Here is a 17598-nt window from a genome sequence, read left to right as displayed (position 1 = left end):
TTGGTGGTATCTTTTACGATTAACATAGTAATATGGTACATGGTTTATGAATGGACTATAAATCAAGTAGCTAGGAGGTAATGAAAATCATGGAAACCTATTTAAATTCAACGCTTTTTCATTATTATTGTGCAGGTGTTTATGAAGGTAAGATACAGTTTAAAGAAGAGAATATCATGCACGCTAAGGTGGATAAACGCAGACGAACACAAATGCAGGAGAATGTAATGCCTTCTGATTATAAAGCTAGCATTCCTTTTCAAAAAATATATGAAAATATAAATCATTATGTAGAGGCAGGTTGGGAAGGTGAAGAAGTTAAATTAAATAATGAAGACATCTATCAAATACATATCCAATATTCAGCTGTCGTAGAAAATGAACAAGTGGTATCTCAAGTTTGGGCATATCGAAATGATACAGCATTAGACATTGTAACGGTGGAGGGTGAAATTATTGCTTTTGTTTGCCCTAATCGAAATGGGATGGAGATACTTGTAAAAGAAGGTTATGAAAAATGTACGCCGCTTGTAGTATACGATGATCCATTATTGTCCAAACCGAAATATGGTGTGAATGATCTTGGTACATTTTTAATTCCGATGAGAGATGGCGTTAAATTAGCTACAGATGTTTATCTTCCTGAAGGAATAGATCAGAGAGAAAAGCTTCCTACTATCCTTGTTAGAACTTGTTATGATCGTAACATTAAAAAGGAATTTTTCATGCATTGGGTTCATAAGGGATATGCAGTAGTAAATCAGGATGTGAGAGGGCGTGCTGATTCGGAAGGAGATCTAGTTCCATTTTATTATGAAAGAGATGATGGCAGTGATACGATCGATTGGATTGTTTCTCAGGAATGGTCTGATGGAAATGTGGGCATGTGGGGTGCATCATATTTAGGTTATGTTGTTGTAGCAGCTGCTACAAGCGGTCATCCGAATTTAAAAGCTGTTGTTGATGAAGTAAACGTAGGATCGCCATTTACGGATACAGTTAGAAGAGGTGGAGCGGTATGCTCTTGGCCTTTATTAAGCTGGACACTTGCTCAATCTGTTGGTACTAGAACCGACTTTAGTATTTTTGCAGGTGAAACGGTAAGTGTAGATGAAGTGGTTGAAGCAAGACCAATTAAGGAAATTCCACAAAAAATCATAGGGAAAAATTCAGGGCCATGGGATATTTGGAGCGAGCATCCTGAGTATGATGACTTTTGGAGAAATTGTACTTATTCAGAGAGAGGAGATCAGGTGAACGTTTCTATGTTTGTCATTTCAGGCTGGTATGATGGAGACAGTCCAGGTATTTCAGAGACATGGAGAATGTTGTCCGAACACGATGTGCCGAATCGAAAGCTATGGTTAGGTCCATGGGAGCACAATCCGAATCGTGCAAGGGATTATGGTGGCCTGAATTTTAGCAACGATGCTGTTGTATATCATTATGATGTCAATGTGCTTAGATGGTTTGATAGATATTTAAAAGGGATAGAGAACGGGATAGACCAAGAGCCAAAAGCTACCTATTATGTTGTTGGCGATAATGAGTGGAAAACTTCTGATAACTGGACTCCTGAAGAAGCAGAGGTAACTCCATTTTATTTAGGGAGCACGGGAAGAGCAAACTCAAGTTTTGGGGATGGTACGTTAAGTGATACGCCAAAGAAAGAATCAGTGTCGGAGGACAGATACATTTATGATCCAAAACAACCTGTAGAGTTTAGTGGATACAGGGAACCTGAGAATTTAAATAAGATTGAATTAAGGAATGATATTCTTGTTTATACGAGTGAAATTTTAACAGAAGATATGGTGGTTGCAGGTGAATTGTCTGCGGAAATCTATGCTTCTAGTACTGGAAAAGATACGGATTGGGTAATTACATTAAGTGATGTGGATGAGGAAGGGAATTCTATTCGTCTATCAGATTACATTATGAGAGCCAAATATCGTAACGGATTTGATCAGCCTGAGGAGTTAACACCAGGTAAAGTTGAAAAATTTGAAATTTTCATGCAAAATATGGCTTATACTTTTAAAAGAGGACATAAATTGAGATTTTCAATTACCTCCTCAAGTAAATTTATTGCTTTTCCGAATACGAATACAGGGTTAAATCCTTATGATGATGCTGAACCGATTGTAGTAGAACAAAGGGTTCTTCATAACGAAAAGTTTCCAAGTCATATCAAGCTGCCCTTGATAAAACCACATTCCTGATTGGTTCTTCAATTTTAAAAGGGAGCATGTTTGATCGTTTATTAAAGCAATTGGCATGTGGTTAACTATCTTCATGTAATCCTACACCTCGCGTTGGGAACTGCGCGAGCTGCGAATCGTTATTGTTAATGAATTCAATGAAATAAGACCAAAAAAGTATCTTATTCTTTAAAGTGAGTGGGAGTAGATAATTCAGATATGGAAATTCTTCAATTTGGTAAAGTGAGCAATCGACCATTGTTGGGACAAATGAATGGAATCATTCTAGAAAAAAGTATAGAAACTACATAATTGGTACCAACAATTTTCAATAACCTTATTTTAAAAAAATTACCATTAGTCAATTTTTCCATATAAAATGACTTACTAAAGTAATGTGGCAATTTTCATCGGATTATTTCATTTTTTTAGGTGTTTTTAAGATTCCATTCATCTAAAAAAGTGCTCCATTCAGCCCAAAATATACTCCTTTTACCTTGATTTTAATGCGATCTTCCTTTTATTCGGCTAAACTGAACTCAACAAAGCGAATCAAGCGTTACTCCATTTTACTCACTTTTATTTTACTGAAAAAGATGAAAAGTTTATAGAGGGATTTTTTAACAGATCAAGAATTCATATTAAATAATTTAAATTCTTGGGCATAAGCTTAACCAAAAACATTCGAAAAGGAGTTAGGAACGATGGAAAATATTATAGAAGTTAAAAATTTAAGCAAAACATTTGGTAATAAAATAGCTCTAAAAAACGTTTCATTTAATGTGAAAAGAGGAGAAACTTTTGGTTTTTTAGGTCCGAGTGGATCAGGGAAAACAACAACGATTAAAATGTTAACATCACAATTGCTTCAAACAACAGGAGAAATTAAAGTATTTAATCAACCATTAAAAAAACAAAAAGATGCTTCCTTTATGAAACGGATTGGTATTTTAACAGATAATAGTGGGTTGTATGATCGCCTTACAGTACTTGACAATCTAACACTTTATTCTGAACTTTATAATGTCGAGCGAAAGCAAATCAATGAGATTTTAGAAGTAGTAAATTTACAGAATGAGACAAAAACACAGGTTAAAAAGCTTTCAAAAGGAATGAAACAAAGAGTTACTTTAGCACGAGCGATGCTGCACAAACCTGAGCTATTATTTTTAGATGAACCAACTTCCGCCTTAGATCCAGTCAACATGAAACATATACATGACGGATTGAGAGAACTGAATAAACAAGGGACTACGATCTTTTTAACGACACATAACATGATGGAAGCGGAACAGATATGTGATCGAGTTGCATTTTTACATCAAGGGGAAATAAAACAGTTAGATACTCCTCAAAATTTACGAATACAGTATATGGATGAATCTGTGACCTTATTGCTTAAAGACAATCGCAGCATTGTGGTGAATAAAGACGAAAAGGGAGCAGAGGAGATCTATCAATATATGAGATCTGGAGAAGTGGTTTCTATTCACTCAAACGAACCAACACTTGGAGAAATTTTTGTACAAATTACTGGGAGGGAATTAGCATGACATTTTCATTGAAAAGAGTAAACGCCATTTTTATGAAGGATTATAAGGATCTATTAAAAAATTCATACGTATTATTTACAATCGCACTGCCAATATTTTATTCCATGTTATTAAGCAAAATCAGTGATGATGATCCAACCATGACTTTATTCCCTATTAATCTTGCGTTAATTATTACAGGAGCTTTTATACAAGCTGCCATTGTTGCAGAAGAAAAAGAGAAGAACACATTGCGTGGGTTATTGTTATCTCCTGCTAGCACTTTAGAGATATTAGTTGGTAAAAGTGCACTCACAGCTGTTGTGACGTTAATTGTGATCTTAGTTAGTGTGAAAATAAGTGGACTTGAAATGCTTTCCATTCCGTTTTCTGCACTGTTGATTGCTCTTAGTTTAATTTTTTACCTGGCGTTAGGAACCATGCTGGGATTGCTTTCAAGAACGGTCATGGAGACATCAATTATTGGAATGCCTTTCTTATTGCTTTTCGGAATGATGTCGATGTTTAAACCGATGTTTGAAAATGAGTTGATTTTAAATGCGATTGGTTATTTACCAAATGAACAATTCGCAGTTGCATGGGTGACATTGAGTGAAAGTGGTCAAATCGGAGATATAGTAGGAGAATTAATTGTTCTTACTTTATGGGCACTTGCAGCTGTTGTCATCACAGTGATTACTTATGGAAAACGTCGTTTTGATTAATAAGTTTACTTTTCACTTTGAGGCTCGCTAAACAGCGAGTCTTTTTTGATATAATAGAATAATCCAAAAATGTAAATTTACTAAAAGATGCTGCCAACTAATAATGAATAGAGCATCTTTTTTAAAAAGGAGAAATAAAATGCAGCTAGAAACACAAAGATTAAATTTAATAGCTTGTACAGAAGACTACGTTTCAAATCTTTCAGTTGAGGAATATGAAATGGGTCCTCATATTGAGCTTCATCTACTAGAACTTAAAAATAGCCCCTCCAATAAAGGGTGGGGTGTTTGGTTTGTAATTAATAAAGAAAACGACATGATCATTGGAGATGTAGGTTTTAAAGGCAAATCCAATTCAGAAAATGCAGTTGAAGTAGGATATGGAATCATACCGTCCGCTCAAGGTAAAGGTTTTGCAACGGAAGCTGTAGAAGCAATCATTAAGTGGGCATTTTCAACTGACGAAGTCATGAAAATTAATGCAGAGTGCCTAGATGATAATTTGGCATCTATAAAAGTCTTAGAAAAATTGCAAATGAATAGGATAGGCATAGAAGATAACATGATTAAATGGCAGTTGCTGAGGAATGGAAACCACATTGAATGAGTAGAAAATGATTGGTGTGGGAGGGGGGATTGTAGGTGCTTGAAGAGGCATTAGAGATAGAAAAAGTGATGTTAAAACGATTTAGAATGATATTTTCCATTGCTCTATCGTTATTCTTATTTGTGCTATTGTGGTTTTTTGATATTTACCCAGGTGGTTATTCGTATGAAGAGGAAGGTCCAATTTTAGTGGTGAAAGAAGGTTCATTACATAAAATCACACATCACATTGAAATAACGGACGATAATGATCTGGAGGTAGCTTATTTAGAAAGGTACATCATTGATCTGAGAACGCTTTGGCTAACAAATATAGGGTTAATTTCTACTTTAATCATCGGATATTATGGGATATTTATTCCATATTACAGACCTTCTTATTTAAATAAAGCCTCCTACATTATATTGTACACTATCTCTTTCATCTTCATTTTGATTATAGATATAAAATTTTATCGCCTAAAATTAGAAATGATATCAAATAGTTTGAAAATGTTATTAGTGGAGACTTAACGTGAAGAAGAGGGAATCTTACAGCATGTATATGAAAATAAAATATGGAATAGAAAATGTCTGTTAACTTTAACAGATTTTTTTTATGCAGAAATTATAAATTTGACTTTTTAATATCAACATAATAAAATGAATTTAACGTAAAAATAAAATTTTTACGAAAGGAAATGAATATGAATTTAGAATCGAAACCAAAGAAAAAGCTAATTACAGATATTGAGCAGATCATGATGTTAAACCATCCACTCAAAATGGAGATTTTACAGCACCTATCTGAAGGGCGATCGTCAAGTGAAGTGGCAAAGCTAATAGGAGAACCTCCTCAAAAAGTGAACTATCACATGAAAAAATTAGAAAGGGTTGGACTGATTAAAAAGTCAGGACACCGAAATGTGCGCAATTTAGTGGAAGTGTTGTATGAAACAGTGGCTGAGCAATTTGTGTTATCTGATGATTCTACAATAAACAATGACTTAATTCAGCAGATGAAGGATCAAGGTTCATTGAAGTATTTGTTTGAAATGTCTGAACAAATGAAGCAGGATACGATGGATTTAATGAATATTGTAGATGAATCTAACCATATTCCTAGTGCTACACTGGATTTTAAAATTCGACTTTCAAACGAACAGCAAAGAAAACAATTTATTGATGAATATGTAAAAATGATGAATGAATTAGTCTCAAAATACAATTCAATAGAAGAAGATGCAAGTGAAGTATTCAAAGCGATGATTGCGTTATATCCTCATATTAAAAAAGGAGATGAGCAAAAATGACAAAGATTTGTGCGGAAAAGAAAAGTGAAAACCAAAAGGATAATGTGATTCCTTTTCCAGTGGAGAAGAGGAGCACGAATCAGACAAAACGTTGGCAAGTTGGAAATGAAGATAATGAAGTGATCATTAAACAAGTATCCTCTGGATTTGGTGAAAGTAGTTATGATCTGAATATGAAGATGATTGCGTAGGAGGTGATATGAATGGGTACAATTCCTTATGTTGTTGAGCAAAGTAAAAATGGAGAAAGGTCGTATGACATTTACTCAAGACTTCTAAAGGACCGAATCGTTATGATTGGTAGTGAGATTCATGATCAGCTTGCAAACTCAGTCGTAGCCCAATTGTTATTTTTATCAGCTGAAAACCCAGAAAAAGATATTCAAATATACATTAATTCACCAGGTGGATCGGTTACAGCTGGTATGGCTATTTTTGATGCTATGCAGCATGTGAAACCTGATGTAAGTACAATGTGTATGGGATTGGCGGCTTCTATGGGAGCGTTTTTATTAATTGGAGGAGCTAAAGGCAAGCGTTATGCACTTCCAAACAGTGAAATTATGCTTCATCAACCTTTAGGCGGTGCTCGGGGGCAAGCTTCTGATATAGATATCCATGCTAAACATATCCTTGAAACAAGGAAAAGAATGAATCAAATCATGTCTGAACGATCCAAGGTTTCAGTTGAGGAAATGTATGAGCTAACTGATCGCGATCGGTTCTTTTTCCCTGAAGAAGCGAAGGAACTTGGACTGATAGATCATATTCTTACTAAATAAAACCATAGGATTGAGGTGAATCGATGAAAATATTGATTATTGGTGGTACACGATTTTTGGGGAGGTATTTAGTCTCTGAAGCTTTAGCTAAAGGACATGAGATTACTTTATTTAATCGAGGAAACCATCAGCATGGATTCGAAAATGTAGAGCAGCTTATAGGGGATCGAAGTGAACAGTTAGATATTTTGAAAAATAGAAAATGGGATGCAGTCATTGATACCTGTGGTTATGTTCCCCGAGATGTATATCTTTCCACAAAAACTTTAGCAGATCAAACCGAACACTATACTTATATTTCAAGCATCTCAGTATATAAGGATTGGATACTAGAAGGTATAGATGAAAATTATGCAGTTCATACCCTATCAAAGAAAAAACTTGAACAAATCACTCGTGGAGGTTCTAGGTTCATTCCTGAATATTATGGTGCGTTAAAATATATGTCTGAAAAAGAAGCGGAAAACAACCTTGTAAGTAAGCTATTAACGATTAGACCAGGATTAATTGTGGGTAAATATGATTATTCAGATCGATTCACATATTGGGTGGACAGAATAGGCAAAGGTGGAAAAGTCTTAACGCCAGGGGATCCTAATCAAAAAATTCAACTTATCGATGCAAAAGACCTGGCAAGTTGGAACCTAGACATGATTGAAAAAAAAGAAACGGGAACATTTAATGCAACGGGTATAAACAGAAATCTAACGATGTTGGAGCTGCTTGAAACTTGCAGGGAAGTGACGAACAGTGATGCAGAATTTGTATGGGGAAGTGAGTCATTTTTATTAGAGCACAATGTAAAGCCTTGGTCTGATATGCCATTATGGATACCTAGTGAACATCCATTAGAGGGAGAAGAAAAACCATGGAAAGGATCAAATGCTTTTAATATTGACAAAGCGATAGAGAAGGGACTTACATTTCGTCCGTTGGAAGAAACAATTGAAGACCTTCACAAGTGGAATCAATTAAGAGACAAACAAATAAACAAGGCTGGCATCACATTAGAAAAGGAAAAGCAATTGTTGAGGGAACTAGCTAAATATAGCGTATAAAGTATATAAGATGAGTATAAAACGTATTGACAGGATATTTATCCCATGTTAAATTTTAAAAACATAATTCAAACTATGGAGAAAGGAAGGTGTAGGAATATGATGACCAATCTAAAGAGTTTGCTGACACTGACAAATGATCGATTACAACTTGCGGGTAATTTTGAACAACCATTTTCTTGTGTAAATAAGGAATCAAATACAAATTCCTTCAACCAACTGAATATCCTGTTTGAAAGTAACATTCAAGTTTCTAAAAGAAAATGAAGAAATGAATAAAATAGATGAGTATGAGGCTACTGAATTCAAGTAGTCTTTTTTATTTGTAATACACTTCAAAAAGTGAAAAATAACACTGAATTGCTATTAAAAGATTAAATACAATCAAATAAGAATGTTAATAAAAACGAGGAGTGAATCAAAGCATGTCTTTTCAAGAAATAAAAGGAGTTCGCATTTGGGGAGATCCAGATGAAGGAGCTGTGAATCAAGCGATTACCTGTTCAAAAACAGGAAATGCGGTTCAGACCCTATTAATGGCTGACCATCATAAGGGATATTGTCAACCAATAGGGGGAGTGGTAGTTTATGACGGACAAATATCACCTTCTGGGGTAGGATATGATATTGCTTGTGGAAACAAAGCAGTAAGAACGAATGTTCAAGCTTCAGATATAAAATCAAATTTAAAATACTATATGGATGAAATCGCACAACAAATTTCCTTTGGAATAGGAAGAGTGAATAAAAATCGTGTAGATCATGCATTATTTGATGATCCAGCCTGGTCTGTATATAAAGCAATTGGAAGTCAAGAACATGATAAGTTAAAAAAATTAGCGCAGAAACAATTGGGAACCATCGGAAGCGGAAATCACTTTGTTGATTTGTTTGAAGAAACGGATACTGGATGTTTATGGGTTGCAGTCCATTTTGGTAGTCGTGGGTTTGGACACAAAACAGCAAGCGGATTCATCAATCTTGCAGCAGGAAGAGAGTTTTTTGGTAAAGCACCGGGAGAAAAGATGGACCAACCGCCGATGTTGTTGAATATGGAAGACGAGATAGGTCAAATGTACTTTGAAGCTATGAAGTTAGCAGGGAAATACGCATATGCAGGTCGTGATTACGTTGTCGATCAAGTTTTATCTATATTAGGCATAGAGCAAGATTTTGAAGTGCATAATCACCATAACTATACATGGGTAGAAGAACATCATGGAAAAACGTATAACGTTGTGCGGAAGGGTGCAACGCCTTCTGCTCCAGGACAGCTTGGTTTCATCGGTGGAAGCATGGCAGATATATCTGTCATTGTGAAAGGAAAAGATACACAGGAGAACAAAGATGCTTATTATAGCACAGTCCATGGAGCAGGTAGGATTATGAGCAGAACACAAGCTGCTGGAAAAATGAATTGGAAAACTCGTAAACGTTCTGGTGGACAAATCACAGAGAAAGAGATGTATAAAGCGATCCGAAAATATGGAGTTGAGCTAAGAGGAGCAGGAACAGATGAAAGCCCGTTTGTATATCGAAAATTACAAGATGTTTTAGATGCACATAGTGATACGATTGAAGTATTACACACTTTAAAACCTATTGGGGTTTGTATGGCAGGAGCGAATGAATTCGATCCATATAAAGACTAAATGAACATGATTTAATCGATATTTTACTAGAAAAGGTGTTGATGGAATTGGATCAATAGTGTTTTGTAACGGATGCAATTAAAGTGACTCCTAATGATAGAAAAATTGCTTATGCTATTTCAAAAAAAATCTAGTATTAAGAAAGAAGCCATACAAAAAAAGAAATGGCTTCTTTGGGTTAGACATTTTTTCTTAAATTTCAGATCCAATACCTACCTCTATTATTATTTGTTATAAATATGCGCTTGTACTACTTAACTCGTCTATACGGAATATATCAATCTAACATATAATATATTATCTTCTAGATTAGAGGAGTGATATATTATGGGTAGAACTGAAATATTGATTTTAGTGTCTTTTATCCACTTAGTCATTGAATTAAATAGAGAGACTAGTTTTTTCAGATTCATACAAAGATCCATCACTGGCGACAGTACCTAATGATGAATATATTGGGAAGTTTTAAGTAATAGGAATATATTAAGAATCTTTAAAGGGCTTCCCACTTATATCATTTCATTTGTTTTTTCATAGCTCGAAACTCATCTTCTAACATACTCATTAGTATAGCATCATGGTATTGATGATCGTAATATAATCGATCTCGTTGAATGCCTTCCTTTTTAAATCCTAATTTTTCATAAACATGCTCTGCACGGTTGTTGAAAGAAAAGACCTCTAATTCAATACGATGTAAGTTCAGTATTCCAAATCCGTATTCCAACATCAAAGTAATAGCTTCACTTCCATAACCTTTTCCTTGATTTTGTTCAGCATCAATCGCGATTCTTATATGAGAACTTCGATTGATTGTATCGATATCCTGTAAAGCAATGTCACCAATTACTTCATTTGTTTCTTTTAAAGCAATGAGCAGAAGTACTGATGAAGAATCCCCAGCTTTATTTTCTATATAACTAGAAATCTGTTCTCTAGTATAACTTTTTTGAGTTCCTGTAAGTCGTCGTGTTTCTGTATTATATACCATTTGAAAATAAATCTCTGAATCATCAATATCTAGCGGTCTTAAATAAACCTTGTTCCCCTTTAAAAAATGGACTGGCATCTTTGTCTCTGTCTTCATTGTGCATTCCTCCTGCAAAAGATATAAAATAAGTTTATCAACATTGTGTATTTATTAAAATATACAGATTCATATAAAACTAAAGGACAGATAAGAAAGGAAATAAAATCAAATGTTACTCGTACCGAGATTAGATAAAGTAAGCAAAATTCCAATGTATGAACAGCTTTATGAGTATATAAAATCAGAGATTATCTCTCGTCATATTTCGGAAAATAGCCGCCTTCCTTCTATACGTCAGTTAGCTGATTTTCTAGATATAAGTGCCACAACGGTTGAACTTGCATATAATCAACTTTTAGATGAAGGTTTTATTAAAAGTAAATTTAAAAGTGGATTTTTTGTTCAAACGCTACCTGAAACGATAGGTTTAGGAGTAACTTCTTCTGGCTATAAAGAAGAACCGCAAAGATACACGCCTAAAAAAACTTACAAATATGATTTTCATTTAGCAAAAAATGATTTCACAGCTTTTCCGTTTCAAACTTGGCGTAAACTACATAATCAGATGCTGAATTTAGAACAAAAGGACTTGTTATTTTATGGCGATCCACATGGTGATGAAGGGTTAAGAATTGAAATATCGAAATATCTTCACCAATACAGAGGAGTTCACTGCTCCCCTGGTCAAATTATTGTCGCAGCGGATCAATATATTTTAATTACTTTTATTAGTGCAGTTTTAAAAAAATATAGTGCAAGGATCGCATTTGAGGACCCGAGTTATGTTTTAATGAAGTCAACCTTTCAACAGCAGGGGTTTCATACGATTCCAATCTCATTAGAGAAAGATGGAATCAGTATAAAAAAACTATATGATAGCAAGGCGCAAGTTGTTAGTGTCTCACCTTCTCACCAATATCCAAAAGGAATGATTATGCCAATTTCCAAGCGGCTATCTTTGCTGGAATGGGGAGAACAAAGAGATGGTTTTATTATCGAAGATGATTATGATGGTGAGTTTAGGTATCACGGAAAACCGATACCAGCATTACAAGGTTTGCTGCCCGATTCTAATGTTATTTACATGAGTGGATTCTCTCAGGTACTAGCTCCTGCTTTTTGCATTCATTATATGGTGTTGCCTAAAACTCTTTTGGATGATTTTATGCAGCTGCAACAGCACTTATTGTTTGAACAATCTTCCTCACCTATACACCAACGGACATTACAGCTATTTATGGAAAATGGATATTTAACTAAACATATCTCAAAGATGCGAAAAATTTATCGAAAAAAACATGATTTGATAATAGATGTTATTCATCATTGTTTTGGGGAGAAAGCTGAAATAATGGGAGGAAATGCAGGTTTTCATATATTATTAAAGGTTCACTCAACCAAATCAGAAAAAGAATTAATTCGATTGGCGAATGATTCTGGAATAAGAATAGCTTCAACATCTTATATGTGGTTTTCTCTTCCAAAAGAGGAGAGGAGGGAGTTTATTCTTGGGTTTACAGGAATTGAAATGGACAAAATTGAAGATGGAATTAAATTGCTTTATGATGTCTGGTTTGAAAGGGAATAACCTATACTCATCATAACTATACACATATAAAAGAATCGTTCTAGGATTGTTTTGAACGATTCTTTTCATTATTTTAGAATTCGCGATATTAACTGCTTTGCATTTTCTCGATCTATTTGTTTCTCATAAATAGCATTTAACAAAGAACGCCATGAGGGGAGTAGAATATACTCAATGCCTGTTATTGTCTTTTTATTTAATGAAACCATAAACTCTCCAATACGATCGTTCACCTTATCTGAAGGCAATTCGCTTAAAAGCTTACAACAATCTAATTTTACACATGCATCAATGCCAACTTTAACCGCTGCTGTCAGTGCTTGGTTAGGGTCATCTTCAAATAAAGCGGCTGCACCCTCCATTCTATCTATAATTCGCTGCTCCATCTCATTCCGAATCAGTAAGTATAGTTTTATCTTCGATCCAAAATGATGATAAATGGCGCCCGTTGTAACATTAGCTTCATTTGCTAATTGTGAAATATTGACCTCCTTGTATTCTTTTTTCTTAAATTCTTCTAATGCAATTGTAATTAACTGTTCTTTAATCGAGCCTGGTATAGGTATCCAATCTTTCATACTTAAATCATAACATATGTACTTGTTAAAATAAACAGTTTATGCTATAACATAATTAAGTTATGTTTTTAGAAAATAATGTTAAAGGAGAGGTTGGAATGAAATTAGCTTTTTTAGTGCAACCCGTAGAAAATATAAAGGAATCACTGAAATTTTATCGAGATCAGTTAGGATTTGAGGAAGCATGGAGAGAAGGAAATCATACTATAGCTCTTCAAATGCCAGGTACAGATGTGCAATTAATGATTGAGGATGATGAAATTGGTTTGCCGCCTGGCGGATTGTTTGTAGTAGATAATGTGGATAAATTCTTTGCAGAGAATAAAGATACTTTAACCTTCGTAAAGGAACCTATGGATATTCCTCCAGGAAGATACGCAATATTTAATGATGTTTCAAACAATGTCATTAGAATTCTTGATTTAACGAATGATAAATAATCATGGTATACATACTCAAAACGCTTGCTCTCTACATTGATTGCAAGCGTTTTGAGTGATCATTGTAAACTGACTTGTTTTATCTAATTATGCATTAATTTATTTACTAAACCTTGAATCAAAAGCTTTTTGCTATTTTTCTTAGAATATATAATGTACAGCTTTTGAATTGGTGGAGGACTGACAGCTTTGTATTGGATGGAATCTAAAATAAAACACATCGCCTTATTATTACTAACTAGCTCCAATAATAAATGAGCATGACCTACCTCTAAAGAAGGGAGAAAGTTTTTTCCTGCTTCCTTATGGAACCAATCATGAAATTCGCCACCCCACTCTTGATAAATAAATGAATACTTGTTCAGTCCTTTTAAATTTACTTGATGTTTTGATAGGTTTAATTCTTTTGAAGCAATTAGTTTAAAGGTTTCTTCTTTCCAAGTGATAATCTCAATATCTGGATGTTGAGGTGGGGAATACACTACCCCTAAGTCAGTTGTTCCATCTAGTATAGATTGCGTAATATTTCCAGTGTGATCTGTAACGAGACGAAAAGCTACTTTTTTAAACTGAGCTTGAAATTGTTCTACATATGAATATAAATAATAGTCCCAAATCGAATGGACTCCGCCAATGACAAAATGCTCCGTATATTTTTCTTCTAGTTTTGCTTTTAGCTGACACTCTTCAATAATTTCTAGACTTCTTTTAATTAAAGGTAATACGGTTTTTGATTCTTCTTACTTGTGTAACAGCTAGAAATGCTCTCATTTGCTCATATTCCAAGATGTCACCACTGTTATTAAATTATTTAAAAAATGAATAGAATGTATTTAATAATTTGATTTTTAAATAAAAAAACATAGGATTATAATAAATGTACAGAAAAAATTGGAGGTTTTTTAGGAAATGGATCAAAACATATCATTGAAAATGAATGAGAGAATTGGATTGCTAGATGATTTAATCCAATGTATTGAAATTCCTAGTGTTAGTACGGACAGTTCTTATGAAAAGGATATGCAGCGTTGTTCTGATTACATAAAAACGTATTTAAATAGAATCGGATTTGAAAATATTCAAAATTTAAATGGTGGGGGATATTCAGCTATATATGCAGATTGGATGCATCAAAAAGGAAAACCAACGGTGTTAATTTATGGGCATTATGATGTCCAGCCTGCAGAATCTTTAGAAGGTTGGTTATCTCATCCTTTTCAACCAGAGATTAGAGATGGATATCTTTACGGCAGGGGAGCAACCGATAACAAAGGACAGCTATTTATGCAGCTTAAGGCATTAGAAACTCTTTTTAAACAGAATAATGTTTTACCTGTGAATGTAAAGTTAATTATAGAGGGTGAAGAGGAGATTGGAAGTAAAACGATGCCTGAGATCATTGATAAATATAAATCGCTTTTATCAGCTGATTTATTAGTTGTTTCTGATACAGCATCAATAAAGAAAGAAGCTCCAGCGATTTGCCATGGATTAAGAGGTATGATTGGATTTGAATTAACGGTTCTAGGTCCTAACCGAGACTTGCATTCAGGAAGTATTTATGGAGGGGTGGTTCAGAATCCGATATATGCACTGGTTCATATTTTAAATTCAATGAAAAATGACCAAGGATATATAACAATCCCCAAATTTTATGAGGATGTAAAACGACTTACAGACGTAGAAAAGGAAGCCCTAGAATCCATTTCTTTTTCTGAAGACAAGCTTATAGAGGATATTGGTGTGACACAACTTTTTGGAGAAAAAGGGTATTCTTTTTTGGAAAGAGTTTGGACTAGACCGACGCTAGAAGTCAATGGAATTGAGGGCGGCTACCAAGGTGAAGGAGTGAAAAGTATTATTCCAGCAAAAGCAAAAGCGAAAGTAACTTGTCGTATCGTCCCAAATCAAAATGCCGAGCAATTAAAATCTATGATTGATCAACACATTAGAGAAAATACACCTGTAGGAGTAAAAGTAGATATAGAGTGGAATAAATGTTCAGATCCATTTTTTATTCAACCAGACCATCCTTACATTTTAAAAGCACTAAGTTCATTACAAAGTGTGTTTGATAAACCAGTACAGCTTATTCGGGCAGGGGGAACCATTGCCGCTGTTGAAATGATGAATCGAGCACTCGGTATTCCTGCCATTTTAATCGGTTTTGGCTTTGGCCACTCTACATCAAATGTACATTCGATCAACGAGAACATGTCTGTTGAAAAATTTGAAAAGGCAATTGCAGCACTTAGTAACTATTACTTATCTTTAGGAAAGGGCAACGTTGAACAATGATTATAGTAGATGAAATAAATTTAAAGCGATATGAGCTTGAATACCTGCAATCATTATCTGAATTTGAGCTGCCTAAAGAACAAGAACAGTTTACCTCATTGCCAAAGAAGAGGTTGGAAGTTACACATGAGAAACATCCAATTGTTATTGTAAATCACAATGAACCAGTTGGATTCTTCGTGTTACATTCAAGTGATAGAGTGAAAGAGTATACGGATAATTCAAATGGTATGTTACTAGCAGCACTTTCGATTGATCATTCACAACAAGGTAGAGGATATGCAATGAAAGCTATGAAGCAGTTAAAGGTTTTTGTAAATCGAGAATTTCCATTTTGTAATGAGATTGTTTTAGCGGTAAACAAAAGAATATGGCTGCACAGAAATTGTACGAAAAAGCGGGATTCATTGATACTGATCGGAGGAAGATGGGGCCAATTGGAGAGCAGTTAATTTTGAGTTACTCTGTATAGTTGGGTCTAAGGAGGGGATTTTGTCGACAACAGTTATGAAGTTAGTAATGAGTCATATCTGTTACTAGAACCAATTGCTAAGGATCTACCAAAAGAGACTAAGGCAGAATGCAAGAAAATAATATCTGAACATTTGAAATATAATGAAGACGAACTTCATCTAAAAGAGGCATTAGAGTTATTTAATTAAACAATTTAAATATGATGCTTTTGAGGAAATAATTGAATTGCTAATGAATTGTATGAAATAACTAGTATGTCCATTAGTGATGGTAATGGCTATAGGGAGGAGTTTAATACTCCTCCTATTCTAATTGAGAAATCAATCCTTCGGCTCAAGCATCTTCCGATTATCTCTAACATGTCTAAATTTGGACAGGTTTTTGTAAATCTCCACACGCGCGCGATTAATTCCACCAATAGGTTGATGCTCCAGTAATGCATGACCAGGTGAAAATGACATTTCTTCAGCTAGTTCATCTCTTTCTTTAGTTCTAAAGGTCTGCTGAGGTATTTTTAATGTAGCAACTTTAATAAAGGGAGAATCGGTTTCTTTCCACTCCACAGCAGCATCTTCAACTGGCATGAGTAGGGGATCTTTTTGAAACTGAACCAAAAAATCAAAAGTGGCATCATGTTCTCTAAGGTGTTTTTCAATATTATCTGTTAAATAGGTATCGGTAAGCTCATTAGGTAATGAACTTTTATTACTGGATGTAGGAACAAGAGAATACTTTACAACTTGGTTCTCACCAAACAAATAAGGCGTTGTACTCCAATAACGGATATCTAAAGGAGAAGTATGATTTTTTTTGCCTTTGTTCAACTCTTTTAAGATGTGGCCTTTTCCAGTTAACGTGAAATTTAACAGTAACACTAGAGGATTCCATTTAAGCGCATAATAAACTGCATCATGGAATAACTTAGCTGTGCCAAGTGGCATAGTCGGATGACTCATTAGAACAAAATCTTGTGTTTGTTTCTCCTCTTTAAGATATTTTTCTCCATCCACACCCATTAGTTTAATCGCAAACCCGCGAAAATCTTTCTTTTTGTCTGGCTGCGGCGTACCACTAGCATTGGACACTCTGATCCAAGCAGAGTAAGTTTTTTCCTTTTGAAAAAGACCTACTTTGAGCTCTTCTGGAAGGTTTGAAGCGATTTCAAATTCAGCTTTTAATAAAGCGAGATGTTTAGGGTGCGCATCCCTTTTTGTATTACCTTTTTCATAACTTCTATCCATTTTCCCCTGCAATAAATTCTGCATAGATTGAATAACAGAGGCTTCATCAGCTGGGATGGATTCAAATTTGGTTGGTGAATACGTATTTTTCATAATGATCT

General features: G+C 34.5%; 18 protein-coding genes and 1 pseudogene. 15 read left to right on the top strand and 4 right to left on the bottom strand.

Annotation, left to right across the window (positions count from 1 at the left end):
- Nucleotides 1–89: 89 nt before the first annotated feature.
- The 11 genes from Q5Y73_RS14930 to Q5Y73_RS14880 all read left to right on the top strand — a co-directional run bounded on the left by Q5Y73_RS14930 (nucleotide 90) and on the right by Q5Y73_RS14880 (nucleotide 9848).
- Nucleotides 90–2222, top strand: a complete 2133-nt coding sequence (locus Q5Y73_RS14930; protein ID WP_305992708.1) for a CocE/NonD family hydrolase — start codon at nucleotides 90–92, stop codon at nucleotides 2220–2222.
- A 683-nt stretch (nucleotides 2223–2905) separates the two neighbouring features.
- The gene (locus Q5Y73_RS14925; RefSeq protein ID WP_305992707.1) at nucleotides 2906–3754 is read left to right on the top strand and encodes an ABC transporter ATP-binding protein; all 849 of its coding nucleotides are present in this window, start codon (nucleotides 2906–2908) and stop codon (nucleotides 3752–3754) included.
- Nucleotides 3751–4458 carry an ABC transporter permease gene (locus tag Q5Y73_RS14920; protein ID WP_305992706.1) on the top strand — a complete coding sequence of 236 codons (708 nt, stop codon included), beginning with the start codon at nucleotides 3751–3753 and terminating at the stop codon, nucleotides 4456–4458. The genes Q5Y73_RS14925 and Q5Y73_RS14920 overlap by 4 nt, the downstream gene beginning before the upstream one ends.
- 139 nt (nucleotides 4459–4597) lie before the next feature.
- The gene (locus Q5Y73_RS14915) at nucleotides 4598–5065 is read left to right on the top strand and encodes a GNAT family N-acetyltransferase (protein ID WP_305992705.1); all 468 of its coding nucleotides are present in this window, start codon (nucleotides 4598–4600) and stop codon (nucleotides 5063–5065) included.
- Nucleotides 5066–5100: 35 nt separating this feature from the next.
- On the top strand, nucleotides 5101–5577 hold the full coding sequence (locus Q5Y73_RS14910; RefSeq protein WP_305992704.1) for a hypothetical protein: 477 nt from the start codon (nucleotides 5101–5103) through the stop codon (nucleotides 5575–5577).
- Nucleotides 5578–5750: 173 nt separating this feature from the next.
- On the top strand, nucleotides 5751–6356 hold the full coding sequence (locus Q5Y73_RS14905; RefSeq protein WP_305992703.1) for a winged helix-turn-helix domain-containing protein: 606 nt from the start codon (nucleotides 5751–5753) through the stop codon (nucleotides 6354–6356).
- Nucleotides 6353–6547 carry a hypothetical protein gene (locus tag Q5Y73_RS14900; protein WP_305992702.1) on the top strand — a complete coding sequence of 65 codons (195 nt, stop codon included), beginning with the start codon at nucleotides 6353–6355 and terminating at the stop codon, nucleotides 6545–6547. The genes Q5Y73_RS14905 and Q5Y73_RS14900 overlap by 4 nt, the downstream gene beginning before the upstream one ends.
- Before the next feature lie 12 nt (nucleotides 6548–6559).
- On the top strand, nucleotides 6560–7138 hold the full coding sequence (gene clpP / locus Q5Y73_RS14895) for an ATP-dependent Clp endopeptidase proteolytic subunit ClpP (protein WP_305992701.1): 579 nt from the start codon (nucleotides 6560–6562) through the stop codon (nucleotides 7136–7138).
- A 23-nt stretch (nucleotides 7139–7161) separates the two neighbouring features.
- Nucleotides 7162–8196 (top strand): NAD-dependent epimerase/dehydratase family protein, encoded by a 1035-nt coding sequence (locus Q5Y73_RS14890; RefSeq protein ID WP_305992700.1) that lies wholly within the window; start codon nucleotides 7162–7164, stop codon nucleotides 8194–8196.
- Nucleotides 8197–8298: 102 nt separating this feature from the next.
- Complete coding sequence (locus Q5Y73_RS14885; RefSeq protein ID WP_305992699.1) at nucleotides 8299–8463, top strand: hypothetical protein; 165 nt, start codon at nucleotides 8299–8301, stop codon at nucleotides 8461–8463.
- A gap of 158 nt (nucleotides 8464–8621) precedes the next feature.
- Nucleotides 8622–9848, top strand: coding sequence for an RtcB family protein (locus Q5Y73_RS14880; protein ID WP_305992698.1), 1227 nt, complete (start codon nucleotides 8622–8624; stop codon nucleotides 9846–9848).
- A gap of 514 nt (nucleotides 9849–10362) precedes the next feature.
- On the opposite strand, the gene Q5Y73_RS14875 is transcribed toward Q5Y73_RS14880, so the two are convergent.
- Nucleotides 10363–10935 (bottom strand): GNAT family N-acetyltransferase, encoded by a 573-nt coding sequence (locus Q5Y73_RS14875; protein ID WP_305992697.1) that lies wholly within the window; start codon nucleotides 10933–10935, stop codon nucleotides 10363–10365.
- 112 nt (nucleotides 10936–11047) lie between these two features.
- Here Q5Y73_RS14875 and pdxR point away from each other — a divergent pair, with 112 nt between their 5' ends.
- Complete coding sequence (gene pdxR, locus Q5Y73_RS14870) at nucleotides 11048–12466, top strand: MocR-like pyridoxine biosynthesis transcription factor PdxR (protein ID WP_305992696.1); 1419 nt, start codon at nucleotides 11048–11050, stop codon at nucleotides 12464–12466.
- Nucleotides 12467–12534: 68 nt separating this feature from the next.
- Here pdxR and Q5Y73_RS14865 read toward each other — a convergent pair whose 3' ends face one another.
- Nucleotides 12535–13044 (bottom strand): TetR/AcrR family transcriptional regulator, encoded by a 510-nt coding sequence (locus Q5Y73_RS14865; protein ID WP_305992695.1) that lies wholly within the window; start codon nucleotides 13042–13044, stop codon nucleotides 12535–12537.
- Nucleotides 13045–13142: 98 nt separating this feature from the next.
- Between Q5Y73_RS14865 and Q5Y73_RS14860 the strand changes: the two genes are divergently transcribed.
- Nucleotides 13143–13484: a VOC family protein gene (locus Q5Y73_RS14860; protein WP_305992694.1), complete on the top strand. Its 342-nt coding sequence runs from the start codon at nucleotides 13143–13145 to the stop codon at nucleotides 13482–13484.
- A gap of 83 nt (nucleotides 13485–13567) precedes the next feature.
- Here Q5Y73_RS14860 and Q5Y73_RS14855 read toward each other — a convergent pair whose 3' ends face one another.
- Nucleotides 13568–14119: a LysR family transcriptional regulator substrate-binding protein gene (locus tag Q5Y73_RS14855; protein WP_305992734.1), complete on the bottom strand. Its 552-nt coding sequence runs from the start codon at nucleotides 14117–14119 to the stop codon at nucleotides 13568–13570.
- A gap of 274 nt (nucleotides 14120–14393) precedes the next feature.
- Here Q5Y73_RS14855 and Q5Y73_RS14850 point away from each other — a divergent pair, with 274 nt between their 5' ends.
- Entirely contained in the window at nucleotides 14394–15782 is a 1389-nt protein-coding gene (locus tag Q5Y73_RS14850) for a dipeptidase (protein ID WP_305992693.1), read from the top strand.
- Nucleotides 15779–16254 (top strand): annotated as a pseudogene (locus Q5Y73_RS14845) (GNAT family N-acetyltransferase). Before Q5Y73_RS14850 ends, Q5Y73_RS14845 begins: the two are co-directional and overlap by 4 nt.
- Nucleotides 16255–16576: 322 nt before the next feature.
- On the opposite strand, the gene Q5Y73_RS14840 reads toward Q5Y73_RS14845, so the two are convergent.
- On the bottom strand, nucleotides 16577–17590 hold the full coding sequence (locus Q5Y73_RS14840; RefSeq protein ID WP_305992692.1) for a catalase family protein: 1014 nt from the start codon (nucleotides 17588–17590) through the stop codon (nucleotides 16577–16579).
- Between the last annotated feature and the right edge of the window lie 8 nt (nucleotides 17591–17598).

Source organism: Chengkuizengella axinellae (assembly GCF_030730905.1).
Classification (GTDB): Bacteria; Bacillota; Bacilli; order Paenibacillales; family KCTC-33759; genus Chengkuizengella; species Chengkuizengella axinellae.
Note: the sequence above shows the minus strand (reverse complement) of the source record. Positions and strands in the feature narration are given on the sequence as shown.

What these genes read in the sequence shown, in the direction of transcription:
- Q5Y73_RS14930 (WP_305992708.1), top strand. Translation starts at nt 90, where the DNA reads ATGGAAACCTATTTAAATTCAACGCTTTTTCATTATTATTGTGCAGGT.
- Q5Y73_RS14925 (WP_305992707.1), top strand. Translation starts at nt 2,906, where the DNA reads ATGGAAAATATTATAGAAGTTAAAAATTTAAGCAAAACATTTGGTAAT.
- Q5Y73_RS14920 (WP_305992706.1), top strand. Translation starts at nt 3,751, where the DNA reads ATGACATTTTCATTGAAAAGAGTAAACGCCATTTTTATGAAGGATTAT.
- Q5Y73_RS14915 (WP_305992705.1), top strand. Translation starts at nt 4,598, where the DNA reads ATGCAGCTAGAAACACAAAGATTAAATTTAATAGCTTGTACAGAAGAC.
- Q5Y73_RS14905 (WP_305992703.1), top strand. Translation starts at nt 5,751, where the DNA reads ATGAATTTAGAATCGAAACCAAAGAAAAAGCTAATTACAGATATTGAG.
- Q5Y73_RS14900 (WP_305992702.1), top strand. Translation starts at nt 6,353, where the DNA reads ATGACAAAGATTTGTGCGGAAAAGAAAAGTGAAAACCAAAAGGATAAT.
- clpP (WP_305992701.1), top strand. Translation starts at nt 6,560, where the DNA reads ATGGGTACAATTCCTTATGTTGTTGAGCAAAGTAAAAATGGAGAAAGG.
- Q5Y73_RS14890 (WP_305992700.1), top strand. Translation starts at nt 7,162, where the DNA reads ATGAAAATATTGATTATTGGTGGTACACGATTTTTGGGGAGGTATTTA.
- Q5Y73_RS14885 (WP_305992699.1), top strand. Translation starts at nt 8,299, where the DNA reads ATGACCAATCTAAAGAGTTTGCTGACACTGACAAATGATCGATTACAA.
- Q5Y73_RS14880 (WP_305992698.1), top strand. Translation starts at nt 8,622, where the DNA reads ATGTCTTTTCAAGAAATAAAAGGAGTTCGCATTTGGGGAGATCCAGAT.
- Q5Y73_RS14875 (WP_305992697.1), bottom strand. Translation starts at nt 10,935, where the DNA reads ATGAAGACAGAGACAAAGATGCCAGTCCATTTTTTAAAGGGGAACAAG.
- pdxR (WP_305992696.1), top strand. Translation starts at nt 11,048, where the DNA reads ATGTTACTCGTACCGAGATTAGATAAAGTAAGCAAAATTCCAATGTAT.
- Q5Y73_RS14865 (WP_305992695.1), bottom strand. Translation starts at nt 13,044, where the DNA reads ATGAAAGATTGGATACCTATACCAGGCTCGATTAAAGAACAGTTAATT.
- Q5Y73_RS14860 (WP_305992694.1), top strand. Translation starts at nt 13,143, where the DNA reads ATGAAATTAGCTTTTTTAGTGCAACCCGTAGAAAATATAAAGGAATCA.
- Q5Y73_RS14850 (WP_305992693.1), top strand. Translation starts at nt 14,394, where the DNA reads ATGGATCAAAACATATCATTGAAAATGAATGAGAGAATTGGATTGCTA.
- Q5Y73_RS14840 (WP_305992692.1), bottom strand. Translation starts at nt 17,590, where the DNA reads ATGAAAAATACGTATTCACCAACCAAATTTGAATCCATCCCAGCTGAT.